Source organism: Paenibacillus pasadenensis (assembly GCF_023715725.1).
Classification (GTDB): Bacteria; Bacillota; Bacilli; order Paenibacillales; family Paenibacillaceae; genus Paenibacillus_O; species Paenibacillus_O pasadenensis_A.
This window is the reverse complement of the sequence record NZ_JAMBOT010000006.1, coordinates 65,186-79,331: the sequence shown is the minus strand read 5'-3', so window position 1 is coordinate 79,331 and position 14,146 is coordinate 65,186. Positions and strand designations below refer to the sequence as shown.

11 protein-coding genes are annotated in these 14,146 nt (G+C 50.7%); 3 read left to right on the top strand and 8 right to left on the bottom strand.

The window, feature by feature from the left end:
• Positions 1-101 precede the first annotated feature (101 nt).
• Positions 102-935 (top strand): fibronectin type III domain-containing protein, encoded by an 834-nt coding sequence (locus M3223_RS15700; protein ID WP_251563157.1) that lies wholly within the window; start codon positions 102-104, stop codon positions 933-935.
• Between the two features lie 88 nt (positions 936-1,023).
• Here the strand turns inward: M3223_RS15700 and M3223_RS15695 are convergent, their stop codons facing one another.
• Positions 1,024-1,395: a VOC family protein gene (locus M3223_RS15695; RefSeq protein WP_251563155.1), complete on the bottom strand. Its 372-nt coding sequence runs from the start codon at positions 1,393-1,395 to the stop codon at positions 1,024-1,026.
• Positions 1,396-1,564: 169 nt separating this feature from the next.
• Positions 1,565-2,974: a HEAT repeat domain-containing protein gene (locus M3223_RS15690; RefSeq protein ID WP_251563153.1), complete on the bottom strand. Its 1,410-nt coding sequence runs from the start codon at positions 2,972-2,974 to the stop codon at positions 1,565-1,567.
• A gap of 113 nt (positions 2,975-3,087) precedes the next feature.
• Here M3223_RS15690 and M3223_RS15685 point away from each other — a divergent pair, with 113 nt between their 5' ends.
• Positions 3,088-3,918 (top strand): AraC family transcriptional regulator, encoded by an 831-nt coding sequence (locus tag M3223_RS15685; protein ID WP_251563151.1) that lies wholly within the window; start codon positions 3,088-3,090, stop codon positions 3,916-3,918.
• A 90-nt stretch (positions 3,919-4,008) separates the two neighbouring features.
• Here M3223_RS15685 and M3223_RS15680 read toward each other — a convergent pair whose 3' ends face one another.
• Both M3223_RS15680 and M3223_RS15675 read right to left on the bottom strand, forming a co-directional pair.
• A complete protein-coding gene (locus M3223_RS15680) occupies positions 4,009-4,653 on the bottom strand; it encodes a TVP38/TMEM64 family protein (RefSeq protein ID WP_251563149.1) in 645 nt (214 codons plus the stop codon).
• 13 nt (positions 4,654-4,666) lie between these two features.
• A complete protein-coding gene (locus tag M3223_RS15675; RefSeq protein ID WP_251563147.1) occupies positions 4,667-5,089 on the bottom strand; it encodes an Rrf2 family transcriptional regulator in 423 nt (140 codons plus the stop codon).
• 279 nt (positions 5,090-5,368) lie between these two features.
• On the opposite strand from M3223_RS15675, the gene M3223_RS15670 reads away from it, so the two are divergent.
• A complete protein-coding gene (locus tag M3223_RS15670) occupies positions 5,369-5,833 on the top strand; it encodes a hypothetical protein (RefSeq protein WP_251563145.1) in 465 nt (154 codons plus the stop codon).
• Positions 5,834-5,896: 63 nt separating this feature from the next.
• On the opposite strand, the gene M3223_RS15665 is transcribed toward M3223_RS15670, so the two are convergent.
• The 4 genes from M3223_RS15665 to M3223_RS15650 all read right to left on the bottom strand — a co-directional run bounded on the left by M3223_RS15665 (position 5,897) and on the right by M3223_RS15650 (position 14,112).
• A complete protein-coding gene (locus M3223_RS15665) occupies positions 5,897-9,049 on the bottom strand; it encodes a glycosyl hydrolase (protein WP_251563143.1) in 3,153 nt (1,050 codons plus the stop codon).
• 42 nt (positions 9,050-9,091) lie between these two features.
• The gene (locus M3223_RS15660; protein ID WP_251563141.1) at positions 9,092-10,684 is read right to left on the bottom strand and encodes a response regulator; all 1,593 of its coding nucleotides are present in this window, start codon (positions 10,682-10,684) and stop codon (positions 9,092-9,094) included.
• On the bottom strand, positions 10,681-12,444 hold the full coding sequence (locus M3223_RS24545; RefSeq protein ID WP_251563139.1) for a cache domain-containing sensor histidine kinase: 1,764 nt from the start codon (positions 12,442-12,444) through the stop codon (positions 10,681-10,683). Before M3223_RS24545 ends, M3223_RS15660 begins: the two co-directional genes overlap by 4 nt.
• A 69-nt stretch (positions 12,445-12,513) precedes the next feature.
• Positions 12,514-14,112: a hypothetical protein gene (locus M3223_RS15650; RefSeq protein ID WP_251563137.1), complete on the bottom strand. Its 1,599-nt coding sequence runs from the start codon at positions 14,110-14,112 to the stop codon at positions 12,514-12,516.
• Positions 14,113-14,146 lie beyond the last annotated feature (34 nt).

The window sequence follows — 14,146 nt, the reverse complement described above, 5'->3', positions numbered from 1 at the left end:
CTCATGAAGAAAAGACAAATAAAAGTAATTTTAAGGAGGGAAATAGCTTCATTGCTAGATTCAAAGTTTTAACCAATCTAACCTAAGGATGGTGTTATGAAGTGAAAAAACGGATGTTAAAAATAGCGATGAGTGTAGGTCTTATTATGTCTGTTGTACCGTCTTTTACTGCAAGCGCTGCCATGTACGCTACCACATCTAACGTAACCACGAACTCACTTACACTGAGCTGGACGCTGCAGCCTGGCGAGAATGCCGTGCAAATTTACAAAAACGGCAGCTTGTTGACGTCAACAGCCAATACCAGCTCTTATCCAATTACGGGACTCAGCCCATGCACCTCTTACTCTTTCGAGGTCAGAGGCACGGGTTCCTTCGGAAGCACATCTGCTCCTCTGGTGACAACGCTTGGCTGTCCGTCCGCTCCTGTGATTAACGCCACTGCGACGTACAACAACATCAGCTTAAGCTGGAGCGCTTCAAATGCAGTTGAGTACGACCTCTATGTTGACGGAAATTTCTACACGACTACTTCTTCTACAAGCTATTCTCTGAGCGCAACGCCTAGCAGGTCGTACTCGATCAAGGTCGTCGCGCGCAACGCCACCGGTCAAACGGCTCAATCGACCAAAGGAGTTGCAACGCCAGCCTTCTTCCAAACCTATACCCAGTCGGGAATGTCGAATAATCTTGTGCTCAGCACCAGCTTTAACAACACAAGCTCTACGACCGGAAGCTATATTTATTTCACACTTTATCGGATTTCCGGTTCCAGCAGCACATATGTAGGAAGTACCTCCGCTTATGTTGCCGCAGGATCGAGCGGTTCAATCATGAACTACACCTTGGCTTACGGGCAGCCGTCCGGCACGTACCGGATTGAAGCTTCTTCCTCCACCGTTGTAGTTGGCGGACTGTCTTTCTACTCCAACTAATCTCTCTGGCAAAAAGGCCTGCGCAGCATCTGCACAGGCCTTTTCTTCTGCCGGATTATGCAGTCTGGCATCCGACTCAGTGTTCCTTTTATTTCTCCATGATGGCAAAATAATTGTTCTCGTAGTCCGCAAAGTTGAACACTCTGCCAAAAGGCATCTCGACGATGTCGCCAACCGTAATCTCTTTCTCCGAAAGCCTGTTGTGGAGTTCGTCCAGCTTGTCCGTAAAAAACATCAGGGACGGCGTGCCCAGATTCAGCTCAGGCGACATTTTGGCGATAACCTCTTTATTATGAAGAATGAGGCTTGTTTCGGCATTGGCGGAGGGAGCGATTTCAATCCAGCGCATTCCGTTGTTTTCTTCCGATACAACGTGAAATCCCATAACTTCCGTCCAAAACTCAAGGGCTTTGTCCTGGTTATTGACGTACAGCATAATTTGGCCGACTTGTTGAACCATAAAAATTCACTCCCTGAAAGTGATTGACCCGCAAACACGGATTCACTTTATTTTACCATAAAATTCCGGTTAGTTCGAAGCTAGCTCTTATGAAATTAAAAAGAACGTAACCCATGCTTAAACACGGGATACGTTCTTCTTTCATTTTTTCAAACTTAACGATTGCGATTTAAAACGTGCTTGCTTTTGTCGTGTCGGAGCACCAGCGAAGATTGAACAGCTCGCGGAACAAAATTTGACGCGCTTCGTCGCTGTCGATATAACGCAGCGCTTCAGCAGCATGCCCGCGTACATATCGGTTAGGATCGTTCAGCGCTTCCGCCAGCTCCGGCACCGCGTCAGCCGCTTCGCCTTTGAGACGAATCAGAGAAAGCGCCGCCATGAAGCGAACTTGATCGTCTTCATCCCGCAGTCCCCGGATGAGAGCCGGAACAATCTCTTCCGCTGGACGGGCAATCAATCCAAGCGAATCGACGGCTTGACGTCGAAGCTGAACGGAGCTGCTGTTAAGCAGCGCCGAGAGCTTAGGCACGGAGGTTGAAGCCAGCTCTCTCAGCTCACCAAGGGCAAATGCAGCATGGAGCGTCACCATTTCATTAAAATCGTCCAGTGACTTGGTAAGACCGGACACGGCCCCTTCGCCTGCTGCCGATAAGCCGTATGCCGCGCGGCGGGACAGCACGTTGTCTTCATTGCGCAGCGCCTTGAGCAGAGCTGCAATGCCGTTGGCTCCTCTAGCAGCCAACCGATACGCGGCGTTGAGCGCAGCTGGTTCGTCCGTTCCGCTTAGTTGGCTGACTTCTGCATCAATCCCGGCTGAATCATGCGGAAGCGAGTCCGCCAAACTTCCGATCCGGCCGGACAGCCAAGCCCAGTTTTCTTTCCAAATTGACTCCTGGCTGGAAATGACAGAGTCGTCATCGGCGCCCTCCGTCCACTCCGGATTAACATTGTTCCATGTCGGAGCTGCTGGAGCTGATGTCCGCATGAACTCAAACTTTAACATATAACGGGGCTGTCCGAGCAGGTTCGCCGTGGAACGATGCCATACGTCATAGTGAATCAGGGCAAATGTGCCCGCCTCTCCCTTTGCGGTAACTTCAGCTGCCGGATCTTCCTCCTGGAAACATCTTGAATCAAGATATTGGGTGCCGGGGAAAATGCCCGTCGGGCCAAGCTCAAGCGGCGTGTCCTGCGGGAAATACATAATCATCGCCCACCACGGGTGATGATTTCTCATCCGTCCGTATCCCCAGTAGCTGTCCTTATGCCAGCCGCCAGGCTGTGCAGAAGCGTTAAAATGTCCATGTCTGTGCGTATGCAGCAAATAATCCGGCCCTAACACGCTTGTCAAAGCGCCCGTAACGATTGGATGGTCGAACACTTTTTGCAGATCGCGGATTCGAGGAAGGATATTGTTGCCGGGATTACCCTCTTCGCCGTATACTTCGTTCAGTTGAGCAACTAGACTTTCGTGAAAGGAACGCGGAAAATCAGTTTTGAGCAGCAGAACTCCGTCGCGGATAAACGCTTTCATTTGATCGTCAGTGAGCAGAACTGGCTTGTGGGATTGGGTCATGATGTAAGTCCCTCCTAGAATTTGATACACTGATTATAGGTTCCGTACCCAAGGGAGAAAATGGAGGTTCCTAAGGGGAATAGGTAAAAAACTAAGGCAATGGAGAGCGATGGATGAAACTTCAAGAGGAAGAATCCACACTTCTTGAGCTGATCGACAATGTGCAAATTCGCGTTGAGGTCGCTCACCGGACCCAGTGCGCCCAGGATTGGCGGGATATGGACTTTGTGCCGGAGTTCAATCGGTTCTATTTTATTTTGGAAGGTGAAGGCCGGCTGGAGGTGGATGGCCGAGAAAGCTTTCCTCGTCCGGGGCAGCTGTGCCTGATGCCTGCATTTGTCCGGCAGTCCTACTCAGCGCTGCAAGACCGCCAGCCCTTTCACAAGTATTGGTGTCATTTTACGGCGAGTGTTGGCGCCTTTGATCTTTTCCAATGGATTAATGCGCCGCTTTGTATCGATATTCCTGACCCTGATCGCATGAAGCAGCTATTCGCAGAGCTCACTGAGCTGCATATCAGACGAACTCTCGTATCCGTGCTGCGGGAAAAGGCGATTATGCTGGAAATTATCTCGACGTTCCTGGAGCAAATGCCGGTGCAAGTGCTTAAACACCGGAGCGAGGACATGCAGCGGATTCGCTTCATTCAAGATTATGTCGAGGCGCATCTGCAGGAGAGTCTAAGCGTAAATGATATGGCCGCGGCTCTCCATCTGCACCCGAACTATTTTATCTCATATTTTAAAAAGCAATTTGGCATGCCTCCAGCCAAGTACGTCAACCGCAAACGCATGGATAAAGCGCGGCTGCTATTAGCTTCGACCTCCCTCAGTATTAAGGAAATCGCCGAAAGGGCCGGGTTCCCGGATACCCAGCACTTTGCCAAGTCATTTCGCAAGGAGACCGGCTTAAGTCCGACGGAATACCGGGCTGCGTATGCCTGAATCGTCCCAAAACAAAAGCGGAGCCAAAACGGCTCCGCTTTTAACTTAACTTAACTTATAAGGAGGCCCGTTAGTAAAACCGACTTTGTGTTACCGATTTTCCTGTCTGCGTCTTTTTTGAAAATAGAGCCTGTAAATCCCATAAACAAGGCACACAAATAACAGATATCCGGCAGCAATGATGGTTATCTGCTTCATATCCGCATTGTTCATTATTTGATCTCCGACCAGAGTGACCGTTGCCAAGTACGGGATTTTCCCAATGATCGTACCCCATATAAATGGCTGCAGCGGCATCCGGGTGACTGCGGCAAACACGTTTACCACCTGTGCGGGGACAATTGGCAGCGTCCGGGCAAAAAACACGGTAAAAAAGGCGTTGTGCTCCGCAAATTGCGTCAGCATACGGAGGCCCTTTCGGTTGGCGGTTTTTACCCTCCCCTCCTCCGAAAAGAAGAGCCGCACAAGGAGAAACATCACGATTGAAGCCGTAACCGAGATGATTAAATTCAATGACGCCCCTGCGGCAAATCCGTATTTTGCTCCGAGGATTGCGGCTATAACCCCATATGGAATTGCAGGAACGACAGCTATAATCAGACATGCAAAAGCGACAAGTACATCATGATACCAAATCGAATCCAAGGCCATCCACTTCATTAAAGACTCTCGATAAATAACTAATGCCAGCGCAATACAGCCAAGTGAAAGGAAAAGCAAACTCTTTTTCGGCAACGTAAATTCTCCCTCAATCGCCTTTGTCGGCGATTTCCGCAACCAATTGTTTAATGGTCGCTTGAGCGAGCACTTGCTCCATCTGAGATTGAGCATCATGAAGCACCGGCTCCATAGCTGATTGGATATGCTGCCCAATCGGACAGCGAATATTGGTATTCTGATGAACGGAGAACAAATCCTTCGTCTCCGGCAGCTCAACTGCGCGATAAACATCAAGAAATGTAATTTCTTCCGTTGGCTTGAGCAGCTTAATCCCCACCACACCTGGTCTGGACGAGATCAAGCCTCCTCTGCTCAGCATGCCCATAATCCGACGAATGACCGCCGAGTTCGTGTTCACACTTCCTGCCATAAATTCAGAAGTGACATTGCCTTCATTCACTTCGATAAGGGCCAAAATATGAACGGCTACTGAAAACCGGCTGCTGATCATCGTCTCACCTCCGAGCTAATCTATATGTGACTATAGCAGTTACATTAAAGGCAGTCAAGGCGGACAGCCTGTACGATCTGTAGCTAGTATCGTGCTGCCATTGGAGCGACACAATTTAGCCTGACTAAGTATTAATGTCATTAATGTTTAACGGGCCTATTCATCCCAAGGCAAACCTATAGTCTTGCGCTCCTCAAAAAGACAAACAGCCTGTACGACATCAACCCAGTACCGTTTCTATTACTCTAGCATATTCTGTTCTATAAGGAGGTGGTAATGATGTCAATTGTATTTTTAGACCAGCGTATTTCCACATATCGTATAGACAGCACAGGTGAAACTGTTCTGACGGACACGCCGCTGCTGATCGGGGATATCGGGCTGCAGGTAGTCGCCGCGCAAGCAGTTCCAGAACATGTCACGAGTGTACGCGTAGCGCTGAGCGGCATGGTCGGAATTGTGCCTGGTGTCGAAGAAGCTCCTGAAATCACCGTCTGTATTGAACGAAACGGCGGAGATACATTAGGATCCGGTATTATGATTTTCCGTGAAGACTTCAACACGCAAGGTCTATCTGCCTTCAGTCCTCTGGTTGTGGCCGCCGGTGATTCTCCGCCGGTTGAAGCCGTTTTGGCAGGCCAAATTCGTTACACGCTGTTTGTCAGCGCTACAGATTCAGTGAACACCATTCTCTCGGGACCCGTAACGTTTAATGGATCCGCAGTGACTGGCACAACTATTTAACAATATTAATATTAGATCAGCTTAACTAAAGCCCGCCCCAACATGGGCGGGCTTTAGTTAAGCTTAAACGATCAACAATTGCAGATTGGTTAATCCGAAGCTGACCATACAATAACGATCCGTCCAGATTTGGTCCATTCCTGCGTCGACCCAGCCGATTTTATCGGTAAAGCTGGTCGGTCCAACGAAGAAAACTTCGCCCTTCAGATGATGATGAGGACCGAATGTATTGCGGCCGCTTGTGAATAATTCGATTTCAAGCTCTATCGTTTCCTGTATGGAAGCCGTATTCAGCTCCAGCCTATTGTCTCCCCATAAAACAGTTCCCGATTCAATCCCGTTCGTTTTCACCCGGAAAGCCGGACAGAGCATCTCATCCCATTTCAAAATAAGACGTTTGCCCTCAACTTGCAGCTTCTTCTGCTCGTTCTCCGTTAACTCAACGGTTTGGTTAAAGACGATTTGTCCGGAATAAAAGGCCAAACCTTGCCGAGTCGTATCCGCAGCCTGAAGACGCTCCGGCAGTCCGGTCAGCAGAAACGGTCCCGATGCCCATAAAGCGGAACGCTCCGTCTCTTCCCATGCGCCAGCCGGCTGCGCCGCGAACGGCCCCAATACATAAATGCTCTCAATTTCAACGTCAAAAATAAGCTTGTTGCGGATCGGAGCGAGATTGGCGCCTGCAATGCCAAAATAGCGGTACGTTTCTTCATTGCAGTAAAATTGACCCTTTAACCGAATCTCGTTGCTGCCAGGCTGAACGAAACTGCCGATTGGCAAAGTGGGAAAGCTTCGATCTCCGCCCATCCATCCGTCAGCAGCTGCAGCTTCAACGGTTTGACCGTTTAGTTCAATTTGCCAATGCTCAGGACGTTCTATAGCAAGCCTCCATAATGATGAATCGCTGGTTTTCAGCAGCTCTGCGTCCGTTTCAAACGAATAGATCAATTCCACCGGAACCGAACGTTTCAGTCCAATGCACTGCTCTTGAATGTTCAGCACATAAGTCGGAGGCACCCAGTCTCCCTCTTCGATCCGGTAAGAAGCATAGTCTAGTGTCAACACGTTAGAGGCGCTCAACCGGTAATCCCAATTTTCATCCAACGGGACCGTTTCGCCATTATCGGAATCCGGCTCCTGGGCAGCTTCTAGCGCTGCTGCCACAGCCTTCTCATCGTTGTCCCGAACAACGAACAGCTTTGATTCGCCTGGAGCAAACACGATATTCTGGTTAAGCTCGCGCAGATCAGCTTCGGATTCAGTGCCATTCTCCAGGCTAAGCTCCGTCCAACGGCGCGCGTCCTCCTGGCTCAGCTGAATAGAGATGCTGCCTGTTGTTCCCGTATGAACGGCGTACAGCAGCTTCATTCCGGGCAGCTGCCGCTGTTGCACATAGAAACGGCTTAGTGCCTCCGATGAAGTATCGTGAGATATCGTCCAATTCGCTCGTGCCGTCACATGTCCTTCTGAAACGAGCGATTCGATGTCCGCAACGCGGATAACGGCATCGCTTGCGAACCATTCGGCAGCCTCGGAATTGGATACTCCGTCCAGCCGGGCTGGCGGTTCGCCGATAACGATAATGGATACACTGGCCTTTGCCGCTTCCTGCAAGAGCGCATACGTTGATGACTCCACCGTTTGTGATCCGTCGATAATAATCATGTCGTAACGCTGCTGGCCTACATACACAGCGCCATCTTCCACCCGCCCATGACGGGCAATAATGGCTTCATCACCATAATCAAAATCACGCTGCAGCGCGAGCAGCGATGAGGCAGTCGCCTCCATCCCCTTCTGAAGTTTTTCCGTCCAATTGTTGCGCTCGCCCGAATTCAGCCAAGCGGTACGGATGGGATGTATCACGAGAATGCCGGGATCTGCTTGTCCCAAGGTGAGCAAATAAGTCAATCTCGCAAAATAATCGTTAAATGGAGCGTACACATCCCACCAAGGCTGCTGAACATAGAGAGAAGGCGGATAATCCCGTTTGCGAACGCCGCGGATGGAGTAGGATTGCAGATGCTGACAAAGGCGGTTAACGCCAAGCACAAACTGCCATTCTGCAATTTTTTTCATATCGCGGAAATTCAGGTTCCATCCGGCGCAGCCGAACGTTTCCGTGATGACAAAATCTCTTCCCATCTGCCTTGCCACCGAAGAAGCCTGCTTTGGCAGCATAACATTCCGCGTATCTCTGCCGAGCAAATCAATGCCGGGCATCGCCATAGTTTCATAGAGCGGCATGACACCAGCCGTATGATTCATTTGATCCCACAGTGAATCCTCACCCATGAAATGTCCGGTTAACTGCCAGCCGTGAGCGCTGCACCAGTCCGTAATTTGGGTTACCGATTGCTGAAATTTGCCGGTGACAAGCTTCCAGAAGTTATAGCGGCTGCGGAAGGCAGCATCCAATTCGGCAGGCGATTCGCCTGCCGCCTCTGTCAAAAGCCAGCCTACCGCGGAATAGATCGTGTCGCCATATATCCCCTCGAATTCCGCTTCCATGCCCTCAGACCAAGGGATGCCCGAGAACTTGAATTCATCGGTAAAAATGCCTGGAATTCCGTTGCTTCGGAATCTTTCACCTAAACGTTCAAAATAAACCTCATGGCATGCGTCTAAAAATGCGCCGATCGCTTTACTCGAAAGCACGTCGATATAATAGGGGTTAATCCGGCACATAACCGCGATTCCTTCGTCCCATGCCGATTGCTCCGCTGAGGACGGGTCTTGCAGCTGCCAGGCGGCTGCTCCCTTTTCTCGAACGAGGAGAAAGAGAAATTCTTCGTCACGGCTTAATGTATGGAGCTGATCCGACTCTTCCGCCGTCAGTCTGATTCCTTGCAGCGATTTCTGCTGATACTCGGCTCCAAGCCGGGGAACTACTCCGTCCGCCGTTCCGCTTGGCCAGCCGTTTTCATCGTAACACCATGCCTCCATACCTAGCGCTTCGGCTTCTTCAGCGGCAACTTCCACCGCATCCAGAAAAGCCGGGCCCATGTACGGTGTCTCCAGCCCTTGCCTCGTATGCATGAAAAACCCGCCGATTCCGACACGTTTCATTTCGCGAATTTGCCGGCGCAGCTCCTCCGGGTCCAATTTATCGTTCCAGGACCAGAAAGGAAGGCTTCGGTACGCTGCGGGAGGCTGCTGGAACACGGCGGAATCAAATGTGTTATGGTTGTCGGTAATATGTTGAGTCGATTTCATGTACGATGGTCTCCTTATCCTCATGCAATCTGTATGATTTTCTCAGTTGTCGGCAAAAAACTTTTGCGGTGAGGTTCCGGTAATTTTTTTGAATAAGGTGCAAAAGTACTTTTCATTATACACGCCTACCGCTTCGGCAAGCTCCAGGTTGGAGTAATTTCGTTTACGCAGCAGCTCAATGGCTCGTTCAATTCTTCGTTTGGAAACATAATCCGTGAAATTAATGCCCAACTCCTTTTTGAACAGCTCGCTGACATAGGACGGGTTCAAATGAATATGTTCCGCTACGACGCGGAGCGAGATCGATTCCTTCAGATGATCTTCGACATATCGCATTGCTTTAACCATTTCGGGCCGCAGGCCGCTTCCTTCCGCAGCCGTTTCTACCTGTTGCCAGAACAGGCGCAGCCGCTCAATGAACTGATGCAGCCGCATGCAGCCGGCAAATGTGACCTTGGCTTCCTCAAGCGTTTCTCTGTCCGCCGGCAGCAGCCGCTGCCGCAGTCTGGAGCACCAGCTCTCCATATAGCCAATAAGCCGCGCGGGATTCGCCCGATAGTCGTTCAGCAGCGGCAAAAGCGGGGCGAGCGCTTCCCGAGCCGTTTTGGCGCTTATGCGCTCCAGCGTCCGCTCAAACCGTTCCGTCAAGTCCTTCCAATCGCTTTCGGTATACATCAGCCTGCGGCTTGGCGTAATAACCGTGCCAAATCCGGTGTAAAAAGTGTCCGTCAATGCGTTTTCCGCCTCTTTAAATGCGGCAGGAGCCTGATTCCAGCCGCTGCTGGCACGGCTGATTCCGACGGATACCGATATTCGCAAATACATCTTAATCGCTTCAACCAATTTTGTCCCAAGCTCGTGGCAGCTCCGGTCAAACGCCTGTTCGCTGAGGGCCGGCAGACAGGCATAGGCCGCAATTACATTCGGCTGCAGCTCACAAGAGAAGCAGCCACCGTGCTCATGCAGCACTTCCTCCACAATATTGCACATGGCATATTTGAGCTTGTTGCGGTCCGAAGGCGAAAATTCCGCACTAAAAGCCTCATAATCATCAAAACGTATGGTGAACCCCGCAAAGAGACGGGGGTCGAAGCCGGGAGCAAGCTCCGCGCTGCGCCGAGCCATCGCTGCGGTCGAGATCTCCCCGTTCAGCAGCTCCTCCAGCAGATGTTTGCGCAGACGATATTTATTTTCCTTAACCGACCCGCTTAAGCTCAGCAGCTTGGATTCCTTTTCCTCGCGGGCGGTAATGTTGTCCCTCGCTTTGGACAGGGCAGAGAGCACATCCTCCTCACGGAGCGGTACTTTGACCAAATATTCAAACACGCCCATCGTAATTGCTTGCCGGGCTGTTGCGAAGTCGGAATACGCGCTTAGTATCAATATTTCAATACGCGGCATGCGTTCGCGAAGCTCACGAATCAGCTCAATCCCGTCCATGCCCGGCATGACGATATCGGTTAATATAAGATCCGGCTTCAGCTGAGCGGCTTTTTCCAGCGCCTCATCCCCGGAGAAGGCATGACCGACAAGCCGGAATGGCAGCTGTTTATTCGCCCAACGCTCAAAATACCGCTGCAGCCGATAAACCATCGGCGGCTCGTCATCAACAATCAGGCAAGTCATTTCTCTCATCGGCTGCCGCCCTCCTGTGCTGGCTCGTCCGGAAACGCAAGTGTTACCGTTGTTCCCCGTCCCGGCTCGCTGCGGATGCTTAGTCCGTAAGCTTCGCCGTAGTTGAGCCGAATACGCTGATGAATATTATACAGGCCGATTCGTTTACGTCTATCCCAATTGTTCTCGGCCGGTCCCGGCTCGAGCAGCTTGGAGGCTTGCTCCTCTGACATGCCCGCTCCGGAATCCGCAACCGCAATTTCCAGCTTGCCGCCGCGGCGCTGAGCCGTAATGCGGATTGAGCCTGATTTTCTGCCGCCTGCATATCCGTGAAAAATACTGTTCTCCACGATGGGCTGCAGCGCCATGCGCAGCACCGGGAGCTCACGCATCACAGGGTCGATGTCTTCCATCAGATCAAACTGGCAGTCGTAACGAATGGTCTGGATATATACATAGTCACGCACGTTGCGCAGCTCCTGCTCCAAGCTGACCCGGTCGGAAAAATCCGTAATGCCGTACTCCAAAATGGAAATTAACGCCTCAATAATATTGTCTACCTCGTGATATCTTCCGAAAGCGACGACATTGCTAATTGAACCGAGCGTATTGTACAGAAAATGCGGATTAATTTGCGATTGAAGCACTTGAATCTCCATCTCTTTCTTTTTTCGCTCGCCTACATTCACATGCTCAATCAGCGTGCGAATCTGCCCCAGCATTTCGTCAAACGTCAGCGCCAGCTTACCGAACTCGTCTTTACGGGAGCCTGATATGATAACGTTTAAATCCCCCTGCTGAACGAGACTGATTTTGCGGATCAGATAATTAACTGGAGTGCGGATCATCCGGGCGACGAGCGCAGCCGTAATGATACTGAGCACAAATCCGAGCAGCAGCAGTCCGGCAAAAAACGTTTCCAGCCGGTTTAGCGAGGTTTGCAGCCCGGTACCGTCATATAGCGCAAAAATAATCCATTTTGTACGCGGATTGATGTTCTTCATAATCGTCACGGTTGTACCTTCAATCCGCTCCTCAAAAACATCGTCCTTCGCTTCGACCAGCTCGCGCCCGTCCCGGCCGTCAAAGCTCAGCCGGTGATCGTTCACTTTGAACAGACGGCTTCCGGACGGCTCCAGAATAACCCGCCCCTCGCGATCCATAATGCCCAGCTGAAGATCGGATTTACTGCCGCCGATGCGCTTGAGCCTCTCTTGCAGCGCGGTCAAGTTCAGATCGACTGCAATTGCCATAGGCTCGCCAAGCACCGAAATAGCTCTGACGAACGTCACCGTCCAGCCCGAGAAAAAGCTGGTATAGGGCTCACTGACACTAACTGAACCGTAAGAGTTGCTGTAGGCGAGTTCATAGAGCGGCCTGCGGTCTTCTCTGGCATCGTTCATGATTTTTGTGACGGTATTGCCGCCAAGTATAGATAAGTCATCGCGGATCAGATACACGTCCGAAAGCATAACGGAGTTCTCCCCGTAGGCGCTCTCCAGCGCAGCCTGCGCGGCATCGAGATCATTGCGCCAAGAAGCTGACGATGACGAAAGCTGGGCAATCGTATTTTGCACCAGCAAAAAATAAAGGTCGATGTACTCCTCTTCTTTTTTTAACATCTGACGCGCCTGATCCAGCTGGCTTGTCGTAATCTCTTTTTCTATATAACGGTATGACAATACGCTGATTATCGCTTCGGAGCTTAATACAAACACAAAACAAACGAGAAACAGCCGGAACGAGATGCCATGAAACCAATGCCGGATGCGCTCTTTCACGGGACTACTTCTCCTTTCATAGAAACAGGGAAAAGAAGAGGCTAAAGCTCCCCTTCTCCCATTTTTTGCTTATTTTAAAACTCCGTCATCCTTCAGCTGCTGCTCATAAACGGCAATGGCGTCAGCCTGCTTGAACTTGTCCTGCAGCGTTTTTACGTAAGCATCCCAGTTGCTGAGCGGCTCTTTGCCCGTTACAAACTTCAGCATCATTTCGTTGACGTACTTGAGGCGGTCTTGAGCCATTGGGTCCGTATCCACGATGCGCGGGTTGATGTTATTTTCTTTCAAATAGCTCATGTTAAGCTCATGGTTGGCATTCGTAACGGTCGGGTTTTTGAAGTCAAAATATACGCTGTCATTGGCTTTGCGGACAAACGCATAATTATAACGCCATTCCACTTCCTTCTCATTGTAAGAAGATTTGTCAATCAGCTTTGGTTTTCCGTCTGCCTCGGTAAAGGTTTTATCCTTGATGCCGTAAGCAAGGTAAGGATAAGCCTCTTTGCTTGTGTACAGATACTCGATGAATTCCATCGCCCGTTTCGTTTTGTCAGCATCCTTCAGAACTTCCTTGGAAAGACCAAGCAGCGATTGCTGGAATACCTGCGTGTCTAATAATTGGTCGCCGTGCGGTCCTTTTGGAGGCGCGATTTGTTTCCAGTCCGGCGTGCTTCCGCCCGTATCTTTCATCTTCTGCTGATCGGCAGGCTCCATCCGGCGCCAGTCTGCGACCATGATGCCGACTTTGCCTTGGTACATTTTGTTGTCAAGCTTCAGTCCGTCGTCAATGGTAACCCAGTCCGGGTCAACAACTTTGGCGTCAATCATGTCCTTAATGAACTGCAGTGCCTCTTTGGTTTTGGGATCCGTGTTGTAAACGACGACTTTGCCGTCCTTCATGTCGACAAAGTTAGGCTGCACCCCGAACATCCAGAATATTTGCTGGAACCCTTTAGGGCCGGCCGTGCTGTAGCCAAGGCTTCCGTCTTTCGGCAGCATTGCCACAAATCCGTACGTATCATTTTTGCCGTTGCCGTCGGGATCGTTAAACGTAAAGGCTTTCATAACTTCCAGCAGCTCTTGCGGATTCGTTGGCTCAGACAGCTTCAGCGCTTGCAGCCAACTGTTGTTGATCCACCAGCCGTTTACGCCGCCGACACCTTCCGATGCCGGAATACCAATTGTTTTTCCTTTGTATATCATCGGTTCCAGACGGCTCGGCTCGAAGGAAGCGGTCAGCTCCGGATATTGCGCCAGCACCTCGTCCAAATCGGCCAGCAGCCCTTGATCGTAATACTTGACCGCGGACGCCCGGTCCGGGAACGTAATAATATCGGGAATTTGGCTGGACGTAATCAGCAGATTGAGCTTGTCCTTCCAGTTCTCTCCGCCAAGCGTCATCTCCAAATCAATATTATTGTCTTTTTCGATCATCTGGCGAATCGGGTCCTGCTCCAGCGCCGGCATTGGCGTCGTTTGGCGGTAACCGATCGTGTTATAAAAGCTGAGCTTGATTTTTTTGTCTGTTTGCTCGCCCGTCTGAGGTTGTCCGGATGCCGCCGGCTCCGAATTGTTGGCGCCGCTGTTGCCATTGCCGCTGCAGCCAGCAACGATGCCGGACAGAACCGCCAGACTGAGCAGCAAGCTGGCATAGGATGTCTTTCTCATGTAGTAACCTCTCCCTTTTGTTATATTGTAGCAT

Coding starts and splice junctions, on each gene's coding strand:
- M3223_RS15695 (WP_251563155.1), bottom strand. CDS start 1,395: ATGGTTCAACAAGTCGGCCAAATTATGCTGTACGTCAATAACCAGGAC.
- M3223_RS15690 (WP_251563153.1), bottom strand. CDS start 2,974: ATGACCCAATCCCACAAGCCAGTTCTGCTCACTGACGATCAAATGAAA.
- M3223_RS15685 (WP_251563151.1), top strand. CDS start 3,088: ATGAAACTTCAAGAGGAAGAATCCACACTTCTTGAGCTGATCGACAAT.
- M3223_RS15675 (WP_251563147.1), bottom strand. CDS start 5,089: ATGATCAGCAGCCGGTTTTCAGTAGCCGTTCATATTTTGGCCCTTATC.
- M3223_RS15670 (WP_251563145.1), top strand. CDS start 5,369: ATGTCAATTGTATTTTTAGACCAGCGTATTTCCACATATCGTATAGAC.
- M3223_RS15665 (WP_251563143.1), bottom strand. CDS start 9,049: ATGAAATCGACTCAACATATTACCGACAACCATAACACATTTGATTCC.
- M3223_RS15660 (WP_251563141.1), bottom strand. CDS start 10,684: ATGAGAGAAATGACTTGCCTGATTGTTGATGACGAGCCGCCGATGGTT.
- M3223_RS15650 (WP_251563137.1), bottom strand. CDS start 14,112: ATGAGAAAGACATCCTATGCCAGCTTGCTGCTCAGTCTGGCGGTTCTG.